The sequence below is a fragment of the Flexivirga lutea genome (genome assembly GCF_054778955.1).
In genome coordinates, this window is the sequence record NZ_BAAGZB010000001.1 from 431,787 (window position 1) to 455,751 (window position 23,965).

At 63.0% G+C, this 23,965-nt stretch carries 20 protein-coding genes; 6 read left to right on the top strand and 14 right to left on the bottom strand.

Annotated elements, in window-relative coordinates; genetic code table 11:
- The first annotated feature begins 304 nt into the window (after nt 1–304).
- The 5 genes from ACYVBN_RS02160 (at nt 305) to ACYVBN_RS02180 (ending at nt 5,770) form a co-directional block, all read left to right on the top strand.
- Entirely contained in the window at nt 305–1,324 is a 1,020-nt protein-coding gene (locus tag ACYVBN_RS02160; RefSeq protein ID WP_460599090.1) for an ATP-grasp domain-containing protein, read from the top strand.
- The gene (locus ACYVBN_RS02165; protein WP_460599091.1) at nt 1,321–2,868 is read left to right on the top strand and encodes a hypothetical protein; all 1,548 of its coding nucleotides are present in this window, start codon (nt 1,321–1,323) and stop codon (nt 2,866–2,868) included. Before ACYVBN_RS02160 ends, ACYVBN_RS02165 begins: the two co-directional genes overlap by 4 nt.
- A 295-nt stretch (nt 2,869–3,163) precedes the next feature.
- On the top strand, nt 3,164–4,165 hold the full coding sequence (gene rfbB, locus ACYVBN_RS02170) for a dTDP-glucose 4,6-dehydratase (protein ID WP_460599092.1): 1,002 nt from the start codon (nt 3,164–3,166) through the stop codon (nt 4,163–4,165).
- Nucleotides 4,165–4,998 carry an SDR family oxidoreductase gene (gene rfbD, locus ACYVBN_RS02175; RefSeq protein WP_460599093.1) on the top strand — a complete coding sequence of 278 codons (834 nt, stop codon included), beginning with the start codon at nt 4,165–4,167 and terminating at the stop codon, nt 4,996–4,998. The genes rfbB and rfbD overlap by 1 nt, the downstream gene beginning before the upstream one ends.
- A 187-nt stretch (nt 4,999–5,185) precedes the next feature.
- Nucleotides 5,186–5,770, top strand: coding sequence for an arsenate reductase/protein-tyrosine-phosphatase family protein (locus ACYVBN_RS02180; RefSeq protein WP_460599094.1), 585 nt, complete (start codon nt 5,186–5,188; stop codon nt 5,768–5,770).
- A 411-nt stretch (nt 5,771–6,181) separates the two neighbouring features.
- Here ACYVBN_RS02180 and ACYVBN_RS02185 read toward each other — a convergent pair whose 3' ends face one another.
- From ACYVBN_RS02185 to ACYVBN_RS02250, 14 genes are all read right to left on the bottom strand, one after another.
- A complete protein-coding gene (locus ACYVBN_RS02185) occupies nt 6,182–7,255 on the bottom strand; it encodes a glycosyltransferase family 4 protein (protein WP_460599095.1) in 1,074 nt (357 codons plus the stop codon).
- 77 nt (nt 7,256–7,332) lie between these two features.
- A complete protein-coding gene (locus ACYVBN_RS02190; protein ID WP_460599096.1) occupies nt 7,333–8,505 on the bottom strand; it encodes a glycosyltransferase in 1,173 nt (390 codons plus the stop codon).
- A gap of 7 nt (nt 8,506–8,512) precedes the next feature.
- Nucleotides 8,513–9,292 carry an ATP-grasp fold amidoligase family protein gene (locus tag ACYVBN_RS02195; protein ID WP_460599097.1) on the bottom strand — a complete coding sequence of 260 codons (780 nt, stop codon included), beginning with the start codon at nt 9,290–9,292 and terminating at the stop codon, nt 8,513–8,515.
- 71 nt (nt 9,293–9,363) lie between these two features.
- Nucleotides 9,364–10,449: an MATE family efflux transporter gene (locus ACYVBN_RS02200; RefSeq protein ID WP_460599098.1), complete on the bottom strand. Its 1,086-nt coding sequence runs from the start codon at nt 10,447–10,449 to the stop codon at nt 9,364–9,366.
- 170 nt (nt 10,450–10,619) lie between these two features.
- On the bottom strand, nt 10,620–11,660 hold the full coding sequence (locus ACYVBN_RS02205) for a glycosyltransferase family protein (RefSeq protein ID WP_460599099.1): 1,041 nt from the start codon (nt 11,658–11,660) through the stop codon (nt 10,620–10,622).
- Nucleotides 11,661–12,896 carry an O-antigen ligase family protein gene (locus tag ACYVBN_RS02210; protein ID WP_460599100.1) on the bottom strand — a complete coding sequence of 412 codons (1,236 nt, stop codon included), beginning with the start codon at nt 12,894–12,896 and terminating at the stop codon, nt 11,661–11,663.
- A 170-nt stretch (nt 12,897–13,066) separates the two neighbouring features.
- A complete protein-coding gene (wecB, locus tag ACYVBN_RS02215; RefSeq protein WP_460599101.1) occupies nt 13,067–14,194 on the bottom strand; it encodes a UDP-N-acetyl glucosamine 2-epimerase in 1,128 nt (375 codons plus the stop codon).
- Entirely contained in the window at nt 14,191–15,297 is a 1,107-nt protein-coding gene (locus ACYVBN_RS02220; protein ID WP_460599102.1) for a polysaccharide biosynthesis C-terminal domain-containing protein, read from the bottom strand. The genes wecB and ACYVBN_RS02220 overlap by 4 nt, the downstream gene beginning before the upstream one ends.
- Complete coding sequence (locus ACYVBN_RS02225) at nt 15,297–16,322, bottom strand: polysaccharide biosynthesis protein (RefSeq protein WP_460599782.1); 1,026 nt, start codon at nt 16,320–16,322, stop codon at nt 15,297–15,299. Before ACYVBN_RS02225 ends, ACYVBN_RS02220 begins: the two co-directional genes overlap by 1 nt.
- Nucleotides 16,322–17,260, bottom strand: a complete 939-nt coding sequence (locus ACYVBN_RS02230) for an NAD-dependent epimerase/dehydratase family protein (protein WP_460599103.1) — start codon at nt 17,258–17,260, stop codon at nt 16,322–16,324. The genes ACYVBN_RS02225 and ACYVBN_RS02230 overlap by 1 nt, the downstream gene beginning before the upstream one ends.
- The gene (locus tag ACYVBN_RS02235; protein WP_460599104.1) at nt 17,257–18,492 is read right to left on the bottom strand and encodes a glycosyltransferase family 4 protein; all 1,236 of its coding nucleotides are present in this window, start codon (nt 18,490–18,492) and stop codon (nt 17,257–17,259) included. Before ACYVBN_RS02235 ends, ACYVBN_RS02230 begins: the two co-directional genes overlap by 4 nt.
- Nucleotides 18,492–19,433, bottom strand: a complete 942-nt coding sequence (locus ACYVBN_RS02240; RefSeq protein WP_460599105.1) for an MraY family glycosyltransferase — start codon at nt 19,431–19,433, stop codon at nt 18,492–18,494. The genes ACYVBN_RS02235 and ACYVBN_RS02240 overlap by 1 nt, the downstream gene beginning before the upstream one ends.
- Complete coding sequence (locus tag ACYVBN_RS02245; protein WP_460599106.1) at nt 19,430–21,334, bottom strand: polysaccharide biosynthesis protein; 1,905 nt, start codon at nt 21,332–21,334, stop codon at nt 19,430–19,432. Before ACYVBN_RS02245 ends, ACYVBN_RS02240 begins: the two co-directional genes overlap by 4 nt.
- Entirely contained in the window at nt 21,312–22,724 is a 1,413-nt protein-coding gene (locus ACYVBN_RS02250; protein WP_460599107.1) for a tyrosine-protein kinase domain-containing protein, read from the bottom strand. Before ACYVBN_RS02250 ends, ACYVBN_RS02245 begins: the two co-directional genes overlap by 23 nt.
- A 240-nt stretch (nt 22,725–22,964) precedes the next feature.
- On the opposite strand from ACYVBN_RS02250, the gene ACYVBN_RS02255 reads away from it, so the two are divergent.
- Complete coding sequence (locus ACYVBN_RS02255) at nt 22,965–23,897, top strand: thiamine pyrophosphate-dependent enzyme (RefSeq protein ID WP_460599108.1); 933 nt, start codon at nt 22,965–22,967, stop codon at nt 23,895–23,897.
- The last annotated feature ends 68 nt before the right edge of the window (nt 23,898–23,965 follow it).

A 23,965-nucleotide genomic window follows, 5' to 3' on the forward strand; every position in this document is an offset into this window, starting at 1 on the left:
GATTGCGACTCGACGGCCCGACCGCAAGACGGCGGATTTCGTTGCGGTTGCAGGGATCTGCGGCCCGCGCAGGGAGTAGCGAACCACAAAAGTAGTAAATTTTTAGTAAAGCCTTGTTCTAAGTTTCGTAAAGGGGTACGTTGCTTGCACGCAGTTGATAAGTCAAAGATCCAGGCCGCTAGCACCGGCCGATGTCATGACCGCAACGTGTTAGAGACGCAGCGTTGTTGTTTGCAAGTCCGCCCCCTCCTCTTGGGCCTGCGGCGTTTTCTCACCTCGCCAGCACAGTCGTCCAGGGGACTCGATGTCATCTATAGATCAGAAGGATTCACCACTCGGGGATAACGACCGTTCCGGAGCCGCCAGACGGCGCTCCGTCCTGGTCACCGGCGCCGCCGGCGCCTCCGGCACATCGCTCGCCGAGCAGTTGGCCGACCGCGGCCTGCGGGTGCATTGCGCGGACAGCCGGCCGATGGACGTCCCATCCGCCACCTGCCACCTCATCGCCGGGGGGCCGGGCTTCCTGCCGGCTCTCGCCCGGCTGGTCCGGACCGAGCACATCGACCTCGTCATACCGGCGAACAGCAGTGAGCTTGCTGCGATTTCGTCGGGACGTATGGCGTTCGGAGGTCGCGTCGAGGTCGTCGTGCCCGGACCGGGCCCGGTCGCCACCGCACAGGACCGGTTGCTGACCGCGTGGGGCCTGTGGTCGCACGGCATCGGGGTGCCGGGGTTCGGCGTCCCCAGCGACTTCGCCCACTCATCGGCCAGTTCGGCGGTGCTGGGCGGTGCGCTGATCCTGCGGTCCCGGTGGGCCGACGACAACCAGCCGACGGTGCTGGTGGACGACCCGTCGGAGGTCGACTGGGCGTCGCTGGGTGACGAGACGCTGGTGCAGGAGTTCGTGCCGGGGACGGCATACAAGGCGGTCGTCTACCGGCCGCTGGACGGCAAGGGCCGGCTGACCACGGTGTTGGAGGAGACCATCCTGGACGACGGGGAGGTCGATTCGGCATACGCGGTGGAGCGGGGTGCGGCTCCGGAAGTGGAGCGCGTCGCACAGGCTGCGGTGCGTGCCCTGGGGCTGACCGGGCCGGTCGAGGTGTCGTTGCGCGGTCGCGCCGGGGACACGCCGGTCGTGCTCGATGTGCGGGCCTGCTTCGGCCCGCACAGCCATCTCGTGCCGGAGCTGCTGGATGCGGTGCTGCGAGATCATCCGTGGCGGGATGCCACGTTTCCGGCTAGCGACCGTCTGAACGGTGCGCCGGCCGGCCGGCGAGGAGCGCGCACGGGCCGCTCCCTCCCGATGGGTGCGCGGCTGTGACCTGGGTGCCGGGGCGGGGTCGTCCTGTGGTGATCCCCGAGGACGAGACATCGCTGCGCGGCGCGCGGATCGATGCCCGCGGCCGGATCGCCTGGCTGCTGCGACTGAGCCGGCTGGCGGCCGCACCGGGGCCGGCCGGACGCTTCGTGGAGATGCTGCGGGCCCAGGGGTGCGTGCTGGGACCGAGCACCCTGTGTCGCTACGAGACCGGGGTGGAGGCGGTGCCGAAGTCGGTGGTGAGCGCCTACGAGCGGGCGCTGGACGCGCCGGCCGGCCGGCTGGTGGGCGTCTGCCTGGGCCTGGACCGGATGTTCGGGCCGGCGCTGGCGTCCGACGTGGCACCGGCGTTCTCCAGGGCGGCGCTCAGCGACGCGCTGGGTGAGTGGGAGGAGCAGGTGGCGACCCGGTCGATGACCGGCACCGACTGGATCCACTTGGCGGACGCGATCACCCGGCCGACGGGTCCGGTGCTGCCGCCGTCGATGTTGCACGACTGGGTCGCGCAGCTGGTGTCGGAGACGATGCGGTCGGTGCGGCACGCCTACACCACCCGCACGCACGCCCTGGACCTGTTGCTCGCCGACCGGTCGGCCGGACGGGTCGTGCTGGACACAGTGGCCTCCGCGGTCGCGGAGCCGGGCGCCCAGTCGGTGACCAACGTGCTGCCGATCCTGGGCGGCAGCTCCGACCCGTCGGTGCTGCGGTGGCTGCTGATGCACTTCGAGCACTCCGAGGGCGAGCAGATGTGGGGGGCGGCATACGGGTTGCTCAACCAGATCTGCACCGGGCGGCTGCCGGTCGACCTGGTGCCGCGCATCGCTCGCGCGGCGCTGGACGCGGCGAGCGACGGCCCGGGCCGCGGGGAGCCGGCCTTCGCGCTGGCGCAACGGCTTTCGGCGAACCTGACCCAGCAGGTCGTGACCCGGCTGGGTTACTACGCGGCGCCGACCGCGGTGGGTGCCCGGGTGCAGAGCCCGACCGCGTTGAGCGCCTACCGGGCGGCCGCCCTGCAGGCGTCCGGGCTGGACGACCCGATGCTGGATCGGCTGCTGCGGGAGGCGCTGTCGCCGGACTTCGTGGAGCGGCGGCACCACTCCTCGCTGCTGCTGGCGGTCAGTCCGTACCGGAAGGTCGTCTCGGAGGTGGCGCTGGAGCAGGTGCGGGCACCGGCCGGTCCGTATGCCGCGCACGCGGCGGGCCACGCGCTCAGCTACCTGGCGGTGCCCGAGCAGCGCGAGGACCTGGTCGACCTGCTGGAGACGGTGCCGGAGTCGCGCGCCGCGATGCTGGTCGCGCTGGCCCGCGCCGGCGGGGTGCCCGAGCACGTGGACCTGGCCGCACTGGCCGCGGACCCGGTGCTCGCGCCGACGGTCGTGTATGCCGCGGGCATGAGCAATCACCCCGACCTGGCGCTCTTCGCGGCGAGTCCGCAGCTGGCCGGTGAGCAGGTGCAGCGGCACGCGCTCTGGTGGCAGCAGTCCGGGGCCGCGGTCTCCGACGTGCCGGCCGGCATGCCGAGCGACTGCCTGTCCCTCGCCGGCTGACCGCGCACGCTGATCGAGTGCACGCACGCTGATCGAGTGCCGGAGGAGCGGGCGGGGTCCCCGCGAAGTATTCGGAGGAGCGCAGCGGGGGAGAAACTTCGTGGGGTGCCGGAGCGGGGGAGGTGTATCGAGATCAAGTGCCGGGGTGGTCTCGATACGCGTCTCGGCTAGCGCCTCGCCGCTACTCGACCAGCGTGGGGTGGGGTGAACTCGCACGCTGATCGAGTGCCGGGGGAGCGCAGTGGCGGAGGTGTATCGAGATCGAGTGCCATCCACCCCGGTTACCATTCCGGGCATGCGCATAGTCGTCACCGGAGGAGCCGGTTTCATCGGCAGCAACTTCGTCCACCTGACCGCGGCGACCCGGCCGGACGTGCAGGTGACCGTGCTGGACGCGTTCACCTACGCCGGTGACCGCGCCTCGCTGGCCGGCCTCGAGGACAAGATCACGATCGTCGAGGGCGACGTCGCCGATGCCGCGCTCGTCGACGGGCTCGTCGCGGAGGCCGACGCGGTGGTGCACTTCGCCGCCGAGTCGCACAACGACAACTCGTTGGCCGAGCCGTGGCCGTTCGTGCAGACCAACCTGGTCGGCACCTACACGCTGCTGGAGGCGGTGCGCCGGCACGACGTGCGCTACCACCACATCTCCACCGACGAGGTGTATGGCGACCTGGAGCTGGACGATCCGCAGCGCTTCACCGAGGCGACGCCATACAACCCGAGCAGTCCGTATTCGTCGACCAAGGCGGGCAGTGACCTGCTGGTGCGCGCGTGGGTGCGGTCCTTCGGGGTGCGCGCGACGATCAGCAACTGCTCCAACAACTACGGCCCGCGCCAGCACGTGGAGAAGTTCATCCCGCGGCAGATCACCAACATCATCGACGGCGTCCGCCCCAAGCTGTATGGCGACGGCCTCAACGTGCGCGACTGGATCCACGTGGACGATCACAACCGGGCGGTGTGGACGATCCTCGAGCACGGCGAGCTGGGGCAGACCTACCTGATCGGCGCGGACGGCGAGCGCAACAACAAGGAGGTCATCGAGCAGATCCTGGTCGGCATGGGCCAGGACGCGCACGCCTACGACCGGGTGACCGACCGGGCCGGGCACGACCGGCGCTACGCGATCGACTCCACCCGGCTGCGTGAGGAGCTGGGCTGGGCGCCGGAGTTTCCCGACTTCGACGCCGGGCTCGCGGCGACGATCGACTGGTATCGCGACAACGAGTCGTGGTGGCGCCCGCAGAAGGCGGCTGCGGAGGCCCGTTACGCCGGCCAGTCGGTGATCGGCTGATGCGCTGGCTGGTCACCGGTGGCCGGGGCATGTTCGGCACCGACCTGGTGGAGTTGTTGCGCGAGCGCGGCGACGACGTGGTGGCGGTCGGGTCGGCCGAGTGCGACATACGCTCGCTGGAGGCGGTGCGCGCGACGCTGCAGGGTTTCGACGTGGTGGTGAACGCCGCGGCGTGGACCGCGGTCGACGACGCCGAAACCCATGAGCCCGGAGCATTCGCACTCAACGCGGTCGGCGCTCGCAACGTCGCGCTGGTCGCGGCCGAGACCGGCACCCGGATGGTGCACATCTCCACCGACTACGTCTTCGACGGCACCGCCACTGCGCCATACGAGCCGGACCACCCGCAGGACCCGCGGTCGGCATACGGCCGCACCAAGGCGGCGGGGGAGTGGGCGATCCGGGCGACGAACCCGGACGCGCTGATCGTGCGGACCGCCTGGCTGTATGGCGCGCACGGCCCCAACTTCGTCACGACGATGCTGCGGCTGGCGGGGGAGCGCGAGACGCTGAGCGTGGTGGACGATCAGGTCGGCCAGCCCACCTGGACCCGGGACCTGGCGGCGTATGTCATCAGGCTCGTCGACGACAAGGCTTCCGGCGGTTACTACCACGGCACCTCGTCCGGTGAGACCTCGTGGTGCGGCTTCACCCGCGAGATCTTCCGTCTGTCGGGCCTGGACCCGGAGCGCGTGTCGCCGTGCACCACCGAGGACTTCCCGCGTCCGGCGCCGCGTCCGGCCCTCAGTGTGCTGGCCCACCCGGACGACCCGATCGACGTCTGGTCCGACCGCCTGGCGGCCTACCTCACCACCGCACCGCCGGTCGAGTAGCACCCCTCGTCGGTCGAGTAGCGGTGAGGAACGAACCCCAAGCCCGCTGATCGAGTAGTCCCATCGTCAGTCGAGTAGCGGTGAGGTACGAGCCGCTTCTCGACGGGGCACGAGCCACAAGCCCGCTGATCGAGTAGTCGCGAGGGACGAGCGACGTATCGAGATCCGGGCCAGCTACATTGACCCCGTGAACGCAGGCGGACGAATACTAGTGGTGTGCACCGGCAATGTATGTCGCTCGCCGTACATCGAGCGGTTGCTCATGGTCGGCCTGCGCGGCCTTGACATCGAGGTGTCCAGCGCCGGCACCCACGCCTTGGCCGGTCGACCCATGGATGCGGGCTCGGCGCGACTGCTCAAGGACGCTGGCATCACCACCGACGACTTCGTCGCCCGGCAGCTCACCGCGACCATGCTGGCCGAGGCCGATCTGGTGCTGACCGCCACACGTGAGCATCGCCGTGAGGTCGTGCAGTTGGAGCCGAAGGCGTTGCGCTACGCGCATGCCATCGACGACTTCAGTGACCTGGTGGCAGTTGCGGATCTGCGGCACACGTCGTTCATGGAGCCACCCGGCGCCTCGGTGGTCGCCAAGCTGGCGGCCCGAGCCCAGTCGGCCCGTGGCGAGGTCGCGGCGCGTGTGGCGGAAGACTCCGGCATTGTCGACCCGTTCCGCCAAGACGACAGCGTCTTCGCCGCGATGTCACAACAGGTCGGCGAGGTGCTGCCGCGGATCATCCGCGCTGCGCACGAAGTTGCGCTCAGCCGCTGACCGGCGCAGCGGTGGCCGGAGAGCCGGAGGAGCGAAGCGGGGAGGCGTCTCGAGGCCCCGCGCGCGCTGCCCGACCACACCACAGCGGCGGCTGACGGCGCCCCGAGGCGCGAGATCCGCTCTCAGGACCTGCCCAGAAGTGAACACGAGTGACTGTTTCGCACTTCCCCGTCGTCTTGCAGCCACATTTCAGACCCACAAGACGACTTAGTGACGGGAACAGCGACCCGACGAGGCGTTCGCTGCATCCGTTCGGACCATTCCTGTGCTATGACCACGCTGAACGGCCCCACAACAGTCTTATATGCCAGACACGACGCTTACAATTGCGGCACCCCGTCGAATTTGCTCCACCGAAACATGATCCCAACATATCGACCGTGACCTACTGGCCGGAGGAAGCGCACGCGGCTATTGGCGGACCTCGAAAAAACCCAGGTCGGTTGTGGCGTAGGCGCCCAAATTGCGCTCGCAGACATTTTCAACTGCCTTGCTCAGCATCGCAGCCTGCCTTTCCGGCGTCCACCGCTCCTGTATTTCGGCGACACACCACTCGGCAACAGTTTGCGGATTCGAAGAGGCGACAAACTCCCATGTCTGATCCACGCACTTCCGGATGTCGCCGCGAGGGAACAGCACGCCGGTGCGACCTGGCGTTACTGCCGCGTACTCTGGCATCTGATGATCGCCATCCTCGTGCGTCGATACGGGACATCCACGCGACATGGCATGTACCGCTGCGAGACCAACATTCCGTGGCGACACGAGAATATCGGACTCGTCCAGAATAGAGTCTGCCGCAGATCCATAGAGTTCCCCAGTGAACCGCACTTCGATGTCGAAGCTAGTACACATTGTTTCAAGATGAGCGCGCCCAGGTCCATCGCCCACGACAACAAATCGCACATCTCTCCCGTCCTTCTTGAGCCGGGCGAGTTGCACAATTAAGTCCTCAAGCCCACGCCCCGGCATCAGCCGACCCACATAGGCCCATTGCTGTCTGGTACGCCGGCTTGAAGAACGCTTGTTCCGAACTGCAAGAGGAGTTCCCAGGCTGTTACCCACCACCCAGATCGGGCGACCATAACCGTGCTGGCGCGCAAGATTCGCGCCTCGCGCCGTATAGACCGCGAGCCCAGCGGCAAGCCCATAAAAAATCGGCTTAACGATAGACGTAAGACCATGATCTGATCTCGTCCACCCATGAGTCCAGAAGATTACCGGACGACCTACCGTGCGCGCGAGAATCGCGATCATCCAAGCCGATACGTATCTCGCATCTCCGGTCACTATGGCGACATCTCCGGAGAAGGCTGCCTGCACTGATTTGGTCTGCCACCTTAGACCCATCGGAAGCTTTATAGCTCGCGACTTAACACGCTTAACGGGGAGTGAGGCCCAATCAACGCCGACGATGGTGCCTGTCTCGTCCTCTTCCGCCGAGAAGCAGGTGAGCACGTGCGCAGAAGATAATTCTTTCAACACTGACTGTCGGTAATGGGGGAAAGACCTACTAATGAGTGTGACTCGCCGACCTCGCTCATTGACTGAGGTGTGTTGTGTCATGCGGTGCTCCTGGAAATTGCATCATTGATCAGGGCCGCATACGCGAACGCACGGTCACGAGAAGTCGGCCAGTTCGAAATGATTTCCAACCCTGATTCGATCAGCCTGTTACGGAGGCCAGCGTCCTCCGTAACACGGATAATGGCTCGTGCCCAGGCGACTGCATCATGGGGGTTAGCGTACACGGCACTTGTGCCGCACACCTCTCGCACAAAGTCCCGGTCGCTCGCGACGAGCGGAGTCGACGTTGCCAGCGCCTCTAAAGGCATCGCGGAGAACGACTCCAGGACACTGGGAAATATAGCGCCAAAGGCCTTCGCGTAAAGCTGGGGGAGCTCGCCGACTCTACATGGGCCAAGATTCCGGCAGAACCTTCGCGTTCGGTTGCTGAGTTCACGCCATTCCGCATCGCTCAAAGTAACGAGGACCCGCCAATCGTGATAGCCGTAGGAAGCGAGTCGCTCGCCGATCATACCGATAAAGTCCAGATTTTTGTGAGGATAGCTGCGCGTCACGTATATCCACTCAACGGTGTGGCGTCCACCCAAACAACTTGCTTCGGCTGGGGAGCGAACAGGTTCGCGAAATATTTGATGTACGGTGTTTGGTACGACATGGATCCGATCCGGGCATATTCCCCAGTGATCTGTAAGTTTCAATGCCACATGTCGAGCCTCAACAACGATCATATCGGATCGCTTGAATAGGTGCCGCGAGACCCGACGTCTTACAGCTACCTTCAATGTTGTTCGGCGTCGCCCTGCATGAGGGTATATGCTCGTAAGATCTGCGAACCCGACAATCTTGAACTTCGAACGACTCCAACCGTAGCGCGGGCCGAATATCGTGAACTCAATATCGAACGGCTTGCCGATTGGTAGCGATGGCAGGCGAATGGTCGACTGGCGTCGGACCGCGACGAAAGGACTTAATCGGGACTCTTCCGCCAGGTTCTCCCATACAGCGCGTGACACCTCGCATTGCGCGCTGGACAACCACGGAAACTGGTCGCTTGCGCCAGCCGTCGAGCCGAGCGCGCACAACTCGTCGATGAAAGAAGCAGCCACCTGGACCCCGCCGCCGGAATGTAGATTCGCCGCGTTTATTAAAACTGACTTGATTCCAGAGCGGGCTTCCCCGTCGTCTTTACTTTGCCCGGGCAGTTTCATCAAGACATCATCCCTGAGTCAACGTACTTCCCATCACATCCAAGGCTTCTGTCGTGAAGTAGGTCATGTATCCGCCCTGGGGAGTGAATGTCAACTCGCCAATATACGTTTCGCCCTCCCTCGGCGCGTACATGTCGACGCGCACTTGCCGAAAACGTGACGCGATATCCTCCGCGACATCTAACATCTCCTGGAACTGTGTCGGCATCGGTGGAACGGCCGAGGGAAGATATTCGTCCTTTACCCATGGAAGAGGTTCCCATTGCTTGTTGAGAAAGGAAAGCCGGGTGCGTGTGTCTCGTTCTGTGCACACGAGCGCGCCGTGGACTACGCCGCCGCACGTCATAAACTTGTAGTCAACCGGCGACACGTCGGGATTTCCCACCCATCGCTCCATCAAGAGATGTGGCGGTATCGACGCATACTGCGGTTCGTGATCCGGAGGAGTCGAATATCGATCGAAAAGTTCATTAACCGCAGCGTAACGGCGCTCATAAGGCAATTCCAGGATTTTGTTAGTCGCCGTTGCTCCGCCGGTTGAATTGGATGGTTTGAGCACACAGTCCCGCTTTAGCAGGTCCGAAATATTTGCTGGAACAGACGTCCATTGGTTGACGAGTTCCGGCAGCATGTGTGCATATCCCCACGATGACAGAATCTCCCGGGCTCTCAACTTGTCACAGTATGGCGCGTACGTTGCCGTGTCACCGGACAGAATTTCGGCCAGGATTATTTCACTCAAATCGCGCGGTGTTGTTAGGTTTGGCCAGGAATGACGGTAGTACATGTACTTAAGGCTCGCTGCGAGCCTAGGTGATAAATGAGCTAAAGGTTTGTAGATGCGTGATTTTAGCTTTTTCACAGAAGTCTCCGATTTCGTTTTGTGGGGACTGCCCGCTTCAACACTGAGCAGTTATGAAATTCCTCTCCGGAGTGCCGGGCATAGGTCGCTGTGGCCCGAAGCAACACACTGCAATAAATCATTTGCATTCCAAAAGTCGACGCGGCCGGTCCGACCGGGCCAAGAAGTTTCGTCAGAGGGTAAACCGCGACAAGCTGCGCCGTGACAAGTAGTGCGGCGCCGAGGCCTGCTGGCTTTTCGTGATGACGCCCTACCAGTAGATTTACCAGCACTTGATTCAGGAACGCGAAGGGAGCGCTCATCAAAAGTACGACGGCGGGGAAGCGGGCATCCGAGTAGGCCTGGCCAAGAACAATGGGTGCGGCAACGAAAGCAAGCATGGCCGCTACGCCCGATGTGATGCATGCGAGCGCGAAGGGTACGCGCACCCTCTTTTGAACTCTTCGGATGGCGGCATCATCGGTGTCGGCGCTGGCCGAATCACGCAGTGTTGTGGTTGCGGCGGCAGACGCGAGTAAGACTATTGGCTGCGTCCATCGCGCGACGGCACCATACTGGCCGGTGATCATGTCAGTCGATGCAAGTCGGGCGACTGGGATATCGAGTTGCTGTGCGGAGAACGACACCTGCGCCCAGCCAACCCAGTGTGAGGAGCGATACAGCTTCCACATTCGCCGTGGAGAAAACGTTGGAACGCATCGCGGCAGAAGGAGCCGCCAGTGCCATATTGCTAGGGTGCCACCGAGGACATTTCCAGCGACGTAGCTCACGGAGTAGGTCAAGGGGTCAAGCTGTTGGACTGCCACTAGGGCGCCAGTGATGAGCGCAAATACAAGCTTGTCGACTATGTTGGCAGCGGCGACCGTTCCATATTTCCCAGATCCCAGTAATGGGACCTGCGCGCACTGTGCTAGTTGACTGCCGACTGCCACTGCTAGAACGATCGCGAACGCGGCGGGCGATATAGAACCGACCAACAACATGGCGCCGCCGACAAGGCTAGCGACGAGGAAAGCCGTCGTCAGTCGCCCAACGAACTCGCCAAAGATGTCATTGACATCCTTCTCGCCGCGCGCTAGCACCCGGATGTGATAGGAATGTATCCCGAATGAACTGAGGACGCCGGCTGTTGTGCCGGCAGCCAAGATGCTGGCTGCGATTGCGAAAGCGCTCGGTCCGATGATCCGGGCTGCTAACAGCGTAGCGAGAACTGAGCAGACTTGCGCTCCGACCCCACCAGCAACGAGGCGCCTCACGCGAAACCTAACAGCCTGTCCGCAAACTCGCGCGGATCTGGTGCATTTTGTGGCTCTGGCGTCGGCATTCCTAACGCTTCTTCGAGCGCCATTTGGACCGCGTGCGCGGACATGCCGGCCGCGGTGCTTGTCCAAAATCGACATCCATTGCGTAGGAATGCTTCCGGTCCAGCGCCTACGACTCTGGTCCCAAGATAGAAGGCCTTGGCCGTCGTAGAGTTAGGTGCCGAGGTGGAGTATGCGCATACGACTGCATCTACCGCTGCTACGGCGGTATTCATTTCGTCATTGGATAGCCTGCGGTTATCCAAGACGAGTGGAAGGCCAGCGCGAACGGCGAGTTCCTTGATTTCTTTCAGCAGATCCCTGCTTTCGGGAGGAACGGGCCCGAGCAGGGCGAGTCCAACGTTGCCGTTCTTCTCAGATGCACTCGCCGCCGCCATGGCAACTAGCAATGGATTCTTGTTGATTGATAGTCCACCGACGACGCCGATCCAACGAATGTCCGGGCTCATCTGGAGATGGGCTCGAAGCTCGCTGGCATCGCTTGCATATCCACGGTAGTTCGTGATAAGGACCGGGTCCGGTGCGCGATCAGAAGGCAGCGCGCGAATCGGGGCGTTCGGTGACAGTCGCAAGACTCGGATTTGCCGACGTGTTCGCAACACTCGGATTAGGGCTGCCTTGGCACGCTTCCGTGGCGCTGGCGGGTACCATGCCGGATCATCCATGACGAGAACCGTCACCCTTTCTCCTGCGCGTGGCCTTGCGAGTTGTGTGAGATTGTGGTCTCCGCTCGGAATAATCAAGCGAGCGTCCTCATGAGCGGAAATTTGTCGTGCGTGACGGAGGTCCGCGCAGTTGGCGATCAGGTCTTGGCGTCCGACGTGCATTTTGACCTGCGGGTTCGAGACTGACTGTGACGGCATGATGATTTTGGCTGATGCACCGAGTTCTAACGCACGCTCCAATATGAGGTTGGCATAGACCATTCGGTGACCATTTGGATCGGGTTCCCAAATGTAAAATGTGCGCATCTAGTTACCCGTTGGGCTTTGCATCTCGACTGCCGCAGTGCTAAGTGCTGTTATAATCGAGCACGCGATGGCAAGTCCTTGGTCTGCGGTCGGCATACTCGAAAACAGGCTCAGAGCCAGGACGACCACCCATGCGGCGACGAGCGCTCGAATCCACGACGCCTTCGAGGCAGTCTTGAAGATGAATCGAGCGTGCGCCACATAAAATGCGGCAATGAGTACGGTTCCGATGAGACCGAACTCCGCTAGGTACAGCGCGGCGGAATCAACGTGTTGGCTCGATCCGATACCACCGCCGAAGAGCGGATGGGCATGCCACTGATCAAGCGCCTGCGACGTTATTTGCGCCCTCACCATCGCAGAAGCGTCGCCGTGGGACGTGCCCTTCACTAGGTCGACGATGCTCGCAAGTCGCGACGAGATGAGGGCGGAGTTCGGTAATGTGGGCAGGATGAACTTGAAAAAGAAGAGCATGCCGATGGAACACAGAAGGCCGGAGAGCGCAAGCCGTGTGGCAGAGCCGCGATTGCGGAACGTATAGATGGCGAGAATCGGGACGCCGGCGAGCATGATCATGGTCGACCGGTTTCCGGAGAGTATGGCGGCCGTCAGTGTTCCTAGCGCAGCCAGTGACGCGAACATCCACCATCGGCGAAAGTAGAGGACGATAGCCATGGCAAACAGGAACGAAAATTCTACCAAGACCCGCGATCCGAGCACGTATGTGACATCCGATATGTATCCGCGGCGACCTTGCCACGTAACGACGTATTGGATGGTGCCTACAGCGCATACGAGGGCGGAAACGGCGATGACGGATCCCAGGTCTGTTCGTCGCCCAACCCATGCCCCTAGGATAATCCCTAGCACGGGGAGGGCTTGTGTCATGCCTTCTCGGGCATATTCACTTGTCGGTACACCTTGAAACATCGCAACGGGGATCAGTATGATCGCGATTATCACGGTATATGCGGCGCCTAGGCTGTAGAGCGGTAAACTGTTTAGTGTGGGTTTGAGGACGTCGACTAGATGTTGGCGCGGAAGCGTTAAAAGGGCCAAACACGCGAGAATGAATGCGGCCTTGAGGAGAGTTGAACGGCCGGAATCGAAAAGAAGAAGCCCGCCGAAGCCGAACAGTGCGAGCGCAAGTTCGGGACGGCGACTCGCATGTAGGAATAGTGCTGCACCAGCAAAGAGGCTCGCGGCTGTAGGCGACACAAAAAACAAAGCTGCCACGACGGCAATCCACCAAGCTGCTTGCCAGTAGTCCGTCGGCTTTGATGTATTGCCGTGCCTAACCACGGACGCCCCCCGGGCGACGGTGGGTTTGATGGAACCTGCTCTGGATAGAGATAGAGCAGTGCTGTTCCCGATGGATGCGTGATTGTGGTGGGACATCCTCTGTGTCATTGTCGGATACCGGCCCACTGGTGATGGCGGTGCGCGGTGGACAGGATGAAGTTAACAACGCGCTCGGAACAGTTGGTGGGAAGATAGTCGGCGGGCGTGATGGTGCTAATGCCATTGCGCTGATGGTCTGAGTTCATCGCGACGCGCACCGCTGTCACTATGTCGTCGGTGTGCAGGCCCGTCATTATGATCGCTCCGGTATCGAGTGCTTCTGGACGCTCGATCGAATCGCGTAAAGTGACTGCCGGGAATCCCAACAGTGATGACTCCTCGGCGATGGTTCCAGAGTCGGAAAGCACGCAAGCGGCCGAGAGCTGTAGCTTGTTGTAATCATGGAATCCGAGCGGCTCACTAAACGTAATATTGTGCGGCTCGCTCCAGTTGGGCAGAGCCTCGAGACGCTTCCTGGATCGTGGGTGCGTTGATACAAAGACCGGAAGGCCGAAGGAATCCCGTACTGCAACCAGGCCCCGGAGGAGTGTTTGGAGTCGCTCCGAGTCGTCGACCGTTTCCTCTCGATGTGAGCTGACGAGAAAGTATTCGCCGCTCTGAAGCCCTCGTTCGGCCAGCACGTCCGAGGCAAGTATCTGAGCCTTGTAGGCATCAAGCACTTCGCGGATAGGACTTCCTGTCTTTATGATCCGTCGCGGTTGCAGGCCCTCGGCAAGCAGGTTGCGTCGGGCGTGCTCGGTGTAGACAAGATTGAAGTCGGCAACGTGGTCGACCAGGCGTCGGTTGGTCTCTTCTGGAACGTTTTCATCGAAGCAGCGGTTGCCCGCTTCCATGTGATACACGGGGATGCGCAGCCGCTTCGCTATGACAGCCGCGATGCAACTGTTGGTGTCGCCGAGGACGAGGACAGCGTCAGGGCGCTCATCCAGCATGACCTGCTCGGACCGAATGAGTGTGTCCCCGAGGACGTGTCCGAGACTCGACGTATCTACCTCGAGGAAGTGGTCCGGCTTGCGCAGGCCCAGATCAGCGAAGAAGACACCGTTGAGTTCGTAGTCATAGTTCTGACCGGTGTGCACGATGACGTGCTCAACCGTCGAGTCCAATCGGGTCATCACTCGGGAGAGTCGGATGATTTCCGGCCGCGTCCCGACGATGGTCATGACCTTCATGCAGGGTGCTCCTGACGCATAACCGGCTCCGGGAACGTATCCGGTGCCTCGGGGTTGAAGAGTTCGTGTGCCCAGAACATCGTGACCAGTTCGTCATCACCGATGTTGGTGATGTTGTGTACCCACATCGTTGGCATGTCGATGATCGCCGGTGCATCACCGCTGACGTCAAAACTGACGATCTTGTCCGTGAACACCTGACGTAGTGAGATCCGTCCCCGGCCGCGGAGGACGACGAACCTCTCCACCTTCTCCAAGTGGAAGTGTTCCCCCCGTGTGATGCCGGGGTGAGTAGTCGAGACGAAAGTTTGGCCCTGCCCGCCGTGTGCACGCACCGTTTCGACGAGGTCGCCTCGGCTGTCGGCGTGCTGCTTCAGCGCGATCGGGTAATGCTGCGGGAACATGGCCCACCGGAGCGTGTTGAACAGCTCGACATCAATCTGGCTACTCAGGGCAGGGATGTCTCCCGCGTCGTACAAACGTCTCATTACGGACAGCGTGTCCCACACGGTTTGGACCGTCGTTTCGGTGCCTGTGGGTTCCAGGTTGGGCAGAGAGGTGGTGAGGGCATCGATCAGCGTCTGCGCGGCGGCTTGTGCGTGCAGGAGGCGGATCGGCCGGTCGACGATCTCCGGAAGTTCATCCGAAGCTATCTTGTGCACGAAGGTCGCCACGAATGAGTTGTAGTCGGGCCGCCCGCTCTCACCGAAGATGTTCGGGAGACGAACGTCGACATAGGCTGCGCCCGCGTCCGCCGCCGCTTCGCCCAGCGCGGCGTTCGCCCTGGCCTTGCCCTCCCCGTAGGGGCTCGCGCTCCCTGCCCAGATCGAATTGGCGTACACGACGCGCTGTACCGATGAGCCGGGCCGAAGGAGCGTCGCCAGGTCCTCGGCCAGACGCGCATTTCCGTCGTTCACCTCGTGCGGCGTTCCGCGGTTGACTCCGGCGACGTGGACTATCGCATCGCATTCTGCGGCGAGCTGCCGGAGCTGCGTCCAGTTCTTTCGGGTGGCCAGTACCACTTCGTGGTTGGTGAGAGCGCGCAGCCGCACTCTGGTGTGCCAGCCGAGAAATCCCGCCGAGCCGGTGAGTAGAATCCTCATCAGCGCTGACTCCTCAGGGCCTGAATCTCTGGGAGACGGAGCAGTAGTTCGCAGGTGGCGTCGACATCGAGCTGCGTCGTGTTGGCCGACGTGTAGTCGCTCATCGCCGCGGCCGCTCGATCACCCTCCTCGGTGTACAGCCCGTACTCCAGTGACCTGGCGTCCAGCGGAACTCGGAAATATGGCCCCTGATCGAGCGACTTCAGCCGCTCCTCCTGGCTGAGGAGCGTCTCATGCTGTTTCTCACCATGGCGAGTGCCGATCACCTTGATGTCGGGTTCGTCGTATCCGAGCACGTGGGCAACTGCTCTCGCCAACACCTCGACAGTCGAAGCCGGCGCCTTACGGACGAAGAGATCTCCCGGCTGAGCGTTGAAGAACGCGTGCAGGACGAGGTCGACCGACTCGTCGAGTGACATCAGGAAGCGTGTCATGGAGCCCTCAGTGACAGTGATGGCTCGTCCCTGCCTCAGCTGGGAGACGAAGAGCGGGATCACCGAGCCGCGTGAGTACATCACGTTGCCGTAGCGAGTGGTCGACACGATGGTCTTACTCTCCGGGTGGTTCCGGGCCCAGGCCTGGGCGGTCTTCTCCATCAACGCCTTCGTCATGCCCATAGCGTTGATCGGATAGACCGCTTTGTCGGTGCTCAGGCACACGAGTGAGCGAACACCAGCGGCGTGGGCAGCACGAATAACGTTGCGGCTGCCCTCGACATTGGTCTTGACAGCCTGCTCGGGGAAGAACTCGCACGAGGGCACTTGCTTGAGCGCTGCGGCGTGGAACGCGAAGTCCGCGTCAACGAACGATTCGGCCACCGAGTCGTAGTCACGGATGTCGCCGAGAAAAAGCTTCAGCCTCGAGTCTCCGACCGCCTTGCGAAGCTCGTCCTGTTTCGCCTCGTCGCGGCTGACCACGTGCACGGCAGCGACATCCTCCTTGAGCAAGTGCCGCACCATCGTCGAGCCGAAGGAGCCGGTGCCTCCGGTGATCGCGACTGTGGCTCCCGCCAACGACATCCCCATCACGCCTCTTTCCTATTTCGCATGGTCCATCCGAGTTCCATCCACGCGCCAAGTCCTTCTATCGGCTGCCAGCCTTGCTCGTCCAGCCAGCTCGTTGCTTGCCGCTGTCCGAACCACAACATTTCGACCCTGCGCGCGTTTGGGGCAAGTGGCTTCACGGCCCGACCTGCGAGCACGATGGAGCCCACCGCGGCGCGGGCGAGTGCACGGGGCAGCACTTTCGGTTTGCGGCTGCCGAGCAACTCGAGTAGTAAGCCGGTGGTCAGTCCCTCGCTGGGGTGATGTACGACCGGCGGCAGCGTCATTTCCGTCGTAGCCATGAAGCGAAGAGCGTCAGCCACGTTGGCGACAAGCGTCTGGGGAGTGGGTGACTCCGCAGGCGCTGCGACCGACGAGAATGGCGAAGCAGCGAGCCGCGTGATGCCGCGGGTCACCCGCCTGCTGCTCGCATGAACGCTGGGTGGCCGGTAGATCGAGGTCTCGACTGGACCGAACTCTCTCGCGTGCAACTCACCGCGCATTTTGGATCGAGCGTATGCCGAGAACGGATCGAATTGCATGGAACTATCCAGTACCTCTGCCCGCCCTTGTACCACCGCGCTGCTCACGTGCACGTAGCGGGGGATCCCTGCCAAACACGCGGATGCACCGATCACTCCGGGCAGCAAAGCGTTGGCGCCGAACAGAGCCTCTTCGTCCTGAGAAGATGCGTCGGGGTTGCCCGCACAGTTGATGACGGCGTCGCACCCTGTGAACTGAGCTGCTAGGGCGACGATCTCTTGATCCATGTGCCGCATCGCGCCTGAGATATCGCGCTCTTCAGTCACACTGAACCGAGGAGCACGGATGCTGTGCACCTGGATTCCAACCCCTAGCAGAGCGGTCGTCACCGCGGACCCCACGAAGCCGGACGCGCCGACAATGCCGATCTTCTTCATGGACACACGTCCCGGGCTGCGTGGGACAGCAAGTTGATGAGTGACCGGCTCGAGGCCTCTTCGCTGAATACCCGAGCGTAGTGATCGCGCGATCGGTTCTTGCGACGGATCAGTTCACGCTCTGGCAACGAGGCATGCGTGCGTATCGCGGCGGCGATTGCTTCGGGCGTCGGTTCGGCCACCACTGTGCTGCCAGCTTCGGTGAGCACCTTCCGGGCATCTCCACTGAGCGATGCCACGACTGGCCGACCGGCCGCCAGGGTGGCCTGGATCTTGGACGGGATCGTCTTCTCGAAGAGCGGCATGCTGTCGAGTGCAATGTAATGAAGGTCACCCACCGACAAGACTCTGCCCATGGACTCGAACGGCTGCGGTGGGACGAACACGACGTTGTCGAGACCGCGGGCGAGGTCTCTCAGGCGTCGTTCCTCGACGCCACCGCCGACAATGGCGAATTGGATCGCTGACTGATCGCTGAGGAGAGAGGCCGCCTTAAGGAGTAGGTCGACCTTTTGATATTCGCCGAAATTGCCTGCGTACATCACCACAAAGGGAGCGCTCAGGCCGAGTTCCTCCTTGAGCGCGGCGTCCGGTTCGAAAGCTCCAGTGATAACTTTTTCATCCGCCCAGTTCGGCACGAAATGAATCTTCTTGGGTTCGACGCCTCGCTCGATGATCGCCTCGATCATCCCGGGTGACGTCACGGCGATTGATGCTGCCTGACGATAGATGAGATCGCACATGACATGCAATGCTCGTTCAACTCGGGAATGGCCGCCCTTCAGGAAGTCAGAGTGCAACACTGTGTCGGGCCACAAGTCCTGCACGTGCACGACGTATGGCACCCGGCGCAAGAGTTTGATCGCCAGGGCGGGCAGCGCGACAGTCGCGGGCGTGAGGTGCACCAGGTTGGCATCGGTCCGCGGGAACCGCGTAACGCCGATGGTCGAAGCCCCAGCTGCGAACGACAGATAATTGGCGGCCCGCCGAGCACTGCTGGGGTCATGGTTGGCCCACAGCGGCGCGCGATGGATCGTCAGGTTTGCCGCTCGTTCGCGTTGGTAGGGGCGAACCCGATAACCACTGAAGACTTCACCGTTGGGGTAGTTCGGAAAACCGGTCAAGACATCAACGGTGTTTCCACGTGAAGCCAGGGACCGTGAGATGACCCCGGGCAGGGCCGCAGAGCTTCCCTCAGGGTCGTACCACTGCGTAATTTGTCCGATGTGCATCAAAGCTCCGTGCTGCGGAGGCACTTTGGCAAAACGAGATACGAGGCGAGCATCGCGACTGCGCCTGTCGTTGCGACTGCCGGAGAATCAACGCGCCGCCAGGTGACGGCGATGGCAGAGGCAAGCGCCGCGTGGATGGTGGCCACCTGCAGATGACTCATGCCTGCGTGATCAACCAACTGCTGGTAGACGTGTTCGCGATGAGCCTCGGTCAATGCGACGCCACTCGCCGCCCGGCGGATGATCGCCTGCGCGACGTCTACGCCGTACGGCAGCAGTGGTGCCCCAATGAGAACGGATTCGCGAATCCTTCTGCTGCGCACCATCGTGCGAACGATCCCCAAAGCCATGAGGCCGCCGAGAAGATAGCTTCCGCTATCGCCGAGGAAGAGGCGCGCGGTCGGGGCATTCCAGGGGAGGAAGCCCAAGCCCGCGCCCGCCGTCACGGCACCGATCCAGGCGACGTCGGAAAGCTCACTGCATGCCGCATTCAAGCCCCAGACGAGGGAGGTGAGCCCGGTGATGCCATTGATCCCGTCCATGAAATTGACCGCGTTGACCACGCTCACCGTGGTGAACGATGCAGCAAGGCTAATCAGGGGGCTTGAGCCACTACTTGCACTAAGGCCCGCCATTGCTTGAACACCAAGTCGAAGCTGTGGGGACAGTCCTCCGGACGCGGTCGTGTGATCATCCGCATAGCCCACTCCGACGAGCGAAACCGCGGCGACCCCGGTGCCGAGATGTATCCGCGGCCGGTTCACGACGAAAGCCGTCGCAACACCGGCGAGCGCCGCGAGTCCGCCGCCGCGCGGAACTGGCACAGCGTGCGAGGAGCGGTGGTTCGGTACATCCATCCGGCCGGCGTTCACCATCAGCCGGCGGACCAAGGGGGCCGCGGCACACGTCGCAGTAGCGGCGACGGTAAGTGTCTTGATCAACGGACGTGCTCCCACGAGTGGTTTGCCGTGGAGCGCACACCGGAGTCGCTGTGACCGTTGCTGGCATCGAGCATCCACTCGAACGTCGAGACGTCATCCGGGTCTACTGCACGGACGGCCGCGGGAGCGAGTGTGGGCACTTCCACATGGCGGACCAACGGGTGCGTTGACTCTTTGCTCTTCTCGGTCGGGGAGAAGAGTTCTTCGGTCATCTTCTCACCCTGGCGAAGACCGGTGTAGACAATGTCGACATCGCTCTTGCCGGAGAGTTTGATGAGAGTCCTGGCCATGTCATCAATCTTCATCGGGCTGCCCATCTCGAGCACCATCACCTCGCCGTCCTTGCCGATGGCACCAGCTTGTAGCACGAGCTGGCACGCCTCCGGAATCAGCATAAAATAGCGTTCGACATCCGGGTGAGTAACGGTCACTGGCCCGCCCCGTTCGATTTGGGCGGTGAAGGCGGCAACCACGGAACCTCGCGAGCCAAGTACGTTGCCGAAGCGGACGCTGACGTAGGTGCCGGTGTCGTAGGAGGCGTAGGCTGCGGTGAGCCGTTCGGCGCACCGCTTGCTGTAGCCCAGAACGCACGACGGGTTTGCCGCCTTATCGGTCGAGATATTGACGAACGTCGTCACGCCCACGCGCCGCGCCGCCTCCAGCACGTTGAGCGACCCAAGAACGTTCGTCTTCCACGCCTCCAGCGGAAACTGCTCGAGCAGGGTGAGGTGCTTCAGCGCAGCAGCATGGAACACGACGTCGGGTCGTTCCCGCTCGAAGACAGCGTTCAAACCATCCAGATCGCGAATATCCGCTAGGGCTAACGTCCCGTCGTCGAGCAGGGCGCGACCGGTGATGCTCATTTGGGTGCTGTGGAGACCTGACTCGTCGCGATCAAGCATGATCAGTTTGGCGGGGCCGAACTTGCTGATTTGCCGGCAGAGCTCCGACCCGATGGATCCGCCCGCGCCCGTCACCAGCACGCGCTTGCCGCTGATCGCTTCGGAGATTGCTGCCGCGTCAAGCGTGATCGGCTCGCGGCCGAGGAGGTCCTCGACCTGGAGCTTGCGGAGGTCGGTCGAGCGTCGTTCGCCGGTCAGCATGTCCGCGATGCGCGGAAGAACGAGCACCTCCAGGCCGGCGGCTTCGGCGAGGGAGTTGATGCGCTGCATCTGCTCAGCTGTCGCCTGTGGGATGGCGACGACGACTTTTGTGGCACCGACTTCCCACGCAATGTCGGCGAGGCGGTCCCCACCGCCGCGGACCCGCACGCCGTCGATTTTCAAGCGCCGCTTCCGCGGGTCGTCATCGATGGCTGCAACGGGAACGAAATGCGGCGTTTGCGACAAGTCGCGGAGAAGTCCTCGAATGAGGCCCGCCCCGCGGTGTCCGGCGCCGTAAACGATGACCGGGACGTCATCAAGATGGCCGATCGTGCGACCCGCTCGATAGGAGCGGACGATGAATCGAACCGCACACATCAACACCACGCCGACGACCGGCGCCGTGAGCGGAAGGCTGCGCGGAACGGCGAGAATTTGAAACACCCATACGCCCACACCGAGCACGATGATGGCCAGGATCCCGGTCCGCGCGAGATCGACGGTCTCCTCGAAGGAGCCACGGGTGTGATTGATCCGGTAGGGCCCGGCGGCGATTCCGACCACGACGAAAACGAAAGCGGCGAGACAGGCGAAGACAGTGACATTGCGCGACGAGATGTCACTGACGGTGAAGTCATAGCGCAACCACGCGGCGACGTACGTCGCGAAGATGAGGACAAGTGCATCGGCCGCACCCCAAGCGGACAGCACGAAGAACTCGCGCCTCAGACCTCGCGACAGCGTCGGAGCGAACATATCGCTTCGCACGTGGGTATTAGCGGGTTCTGAGTCGGGCATGCCGACCTCGCTCGCCAACCAAGTCGTCCGTCGCTTCGTCGACGTGCTGCGAATCCGACGCCACCGGTCGTGTCGGCACGTCGGTGCGGGCGCGATAGCCGTACGCATAGTCGTAGTAACCCGCGACTCGGTTGCTGCGGGGCAGCCGGTTGAGCGTCACGCCCAGCAAATGCGCGTCCACCGATTCGAGCGACTCGACAGCCGTCGTCACCTGATCGCGCGTCACGATGCCGCTGCCTACCACGAGGACCGCGCCGTCCGCGATGGTGCTCATGACGGCCGCGTCGGTCACGGGTAGCAGCGGTGGCGCATCGATGAGCACGTAATCGAATTGATCACGCAACCGCTCGAGCGTCGCCTGCATGGCGCCGGAGCTGAGCAGCTCACTGGGATTCGGGGGCAGCGCACCGGCACCGAGCACGGCGAGCTTGCGCTTGCCGAAGGGCTGCAGCACATCGCCCAACTCCGCGCGGTCGATGAGCACGTCGGTGAGCCCGACGCCGCCCTCCATGCCGAGATATTCGAGCAGCCGGGGGCGGCGCAGGTCGCCCTCGATGAGACAGACGCTGGCGCCGGTGTCCGCGATGACCAGCGCAAGGTTGGCAGTCGTAGTGGTCTTGCCCTCGCCAGCCAGCGAGGAGGTCATCACGATCGTGCGCGGGTGGTTGGCGGCGTCGACGAAGCGCAGGTTGGTGCGCAGGGTGCGAAATGCCTCGGCGCGGGTTGAGTGCGGGTCGGTCTGCACCAGCAGCGGGTGTTTCGGCGCGTCGCCGTCGAATGGGATCGCGCCGATGATCGTCAGGTCCTCGGAGAGTTCCTCGACGTCTTGCTTGGTGCGTACCTTGCTGTCCAGGGTGTGGCGCAGGACGGCCAGGCCGAAGCCGAGCAGCAGACCGAGGATCAGTCCGAGCGCGAGATTGCGAGTGGGCTTTGGGCTCACCGGTGACCGGTCGACGATCGGGTTCTTGGTGAGGGTGACCTTCACCGGGCTGGTCTTATCCGACGACACGCGCTCGAGGTTCTGCGCCGTCTTGGGGAACTGCTCGCCGATCGCGGCGGCTATCTTTTGCGCAAGTTCGGGGCTGCGATTCGTGACCGTGACGTCGATCAGCACCGTGTTGGGCGGCACCGTGGCGGTGACGCTGCCGGCCAGATCACCGGCGGTGGCAGACAGGTGCAGCTTTTTGATCACCGGATTGAGCACCACCGGGGCGTTGACCAATTGGGTGTAAGACGTGACGCGAGCCTGGCTGAACGTGCTGCCCTGCGCCAATTGTGCAGCATCGGTCGAGTCGGCCGTCGACACGAAGAACTGCAGGCTCGAGGAATATTTCTTTGCTGCCACAAAGCTGTATGCCTGAGCGAGCAGCAGGACGACGAGCGTCGTCACCGCAATTGTCTTCCACCGCTTGCGAAGGATCCGAAGATAACTACGCAGGTCCACAAAATCCTCCCAGAGCGGCGAACTTTCCATTCCGTAACATAGGTTGCCTACTGTCACAGCGCCACGGAGAGACTACCCGCTTGTGCGGGTGAAGCGTGACACCTTCGCAAGAGTGCATGTGTCAGCATGCCCGATGGCTAGTGTGTGGCAGGTGCGACTTGCAGACCAGAAGGCGGGACACAACTCATGAAGGCATCGCTGTCGGCGGCGGGCATCGGCGCGCTCGTGCTGGTCAATGCGGTGGCCTTCGTGGCCGTCGACCAGCACTTCCAGGTGAGCGCGGACGCCTCACCGGCGCCGGCGACGAGCGGCATACAAGCTGTCGCCTCCTCGACGACGGACACGAGCGCCCCTCCCGCCAGCTCGTCGTCGACCGGCTCCCAGACGCCGTCGCAGACGACGTCATCGGCCACTGACGCGGTGTCGTCGCCCGGTGTGTCGGTGATCGCGGCAAGCGGCAAGCGGGGATGGCGCGCGGTGAACTCGGGCCCGTGCAGCGCCAACTCCTCGGTGACCGTGCAGGCGACCGAGGACAGCGGCCGCACCTGGACGACCAAGACTGCTGCGCCTGCCGGAGCGATGCAGAGCATCAGTCTCAGCGGCAGCGGCCGGCTGCAGCTGAGCGGGCAGACGACCGGCGACTGCTCGCACGCCGTCTGGCTGCTGAGCGGCGACAACTGGTCGAAGTCCAGCTCCGCGTCCTGGCTGCCCGCCGGCGCGCGCAGCGGGAAAGTGGTCCACGGCGGCAACACGCAACAGGCGTGCGACCGGGGCTGGGTCATCGACCTCGCCGTCGCCGGCGACACCGCCGACGTGCTGTGCTCCACCGGCGAGGTGCGCGCGGTGCCCGCCGACGGCTCGGCCAAGACCATCTATCAATCGGCCGACGCGCTCAGCATCGGCACCACGGGCGACAACACGCTGATCGTCGCGCGCACCGCGTCCGGGTGCGACGGTGTCCAGCTGGCCACGGTGTCGAAGGGGTCCGCGCAACCCCTCACCTGCGTCACCGGCGCCACCAAGGCCGTCGACCTGACGTTCGCCGGCGACAACGGCTGGCTCGTGGCGGCGCACAACACCTGGACCGGCACGACGACCGGCGACTGGTCCAAGAGCTGACCGAGTCGCCGGAGCCGACTGCGCGCCACCGCCCCGTCCCTTACAGTGTGCATCGACGGTCAGGGAAC

What these genes read in the sequence shown, in the direction of transcription:
- ACYVBN_RS02245 (WP_460599106.1), bottom strand. Translation starts at nt 21,334, where the DNA reads ATGCCCGACTCAGAACCCGCTAATACCCACGTGCGAAGCGATATGTTC.
- ACYVBN_RS02225 (WP_460599782.1), bottom strand. Translation starts at nt 16,322, where the DNA reads ATGGGGATGTCGTTGGCGGGAGCCACAGTCGCGATCACCGGAGGCACC.
- ACYVBN_RS02230 (WP_460599103.1), bottom strand. Translation starts at nt 17,260, where the DNA reads ATGAAGAAGATCGGCATTGTCGGCGCGTCCGGCTTCGTGGGGTCCGCG.
- ACYVBN_RS02205 (WP_460599099.1), bottom strand. Translation starts at nt 11,660, where the DNA reads ATGCGCACATTTTACATTTGGGAACCCGATCCAAATGGTCACCGAATG.
- rfbB (WP_460599092.1), top strand. Translation starts at nt 3,164, where the DNA reads ATGCGCATAGTCGTCACCGGAGGAGCCGGTTTCATCGGCAGCAACTTC.
- ACYVBN_RS02235 (WP_460599104.1), bottom strand. Translation starts at nt 18,492, where the DNA reads ATGCACATCGGACAAATTACGCAGTGGTACGACCCTGAGGGAAGCTCT.
- wecB (WP_460599101.1), bottom strand. Translation starts at nt 14,194, where the DNA reads ATGAAGGTCATGACCATCGTCGGGACGCGGCCGGAAATCATCCGACTC.
- ACYVBN_RS02195 (WP_460599097.1), bottom strand. Translation starts at nt 9,292, where the DNA reads ATGTACTACCGTCATTCCTGGCCAAACCTAACAACACCGCGCGATTTG.
- ACYVBN_RS02255 (WP_460599108.1), top strand. Translation starts at nt 22,965, where the DNA reads ATGAAGGCATCGCTGTCGGCGGCGGGCATCGGCGCGCTCGTGCTGGTC.
- rfbD (WP_460599093.1), top strand. Translation starts at nt 4,165, where the DNA reads ATGCGCTGGCTGGTCACCGGTGGCCGGGGCATGTTCGGCACCGACCTG.
- ACYVBN_RS02220 (WP_460599102.1), bottom strand. Translation starts at nt 15,297, where the DNA reads ATGAGGATTCTACTCACCGGCTCGGCGGGATTTCTCGGCTGGCACACC.
- ACYVBN_RS02190 (WP_460599096.1), bottom strand. Translation starts at nt 8,505, where the DNA reads ATGAAACTGCCCGGGCAAAGTAAAGACGACGGGGAAGCCCGCTCTGGA.
- ACYVBN_RS02160 (WP_460599090.1), top strand. Translation starts at nt 305, where the DNA reads ATGTCATCTATAGATCAGAAGGATTCACCACTCGGGGATAACGACCGT.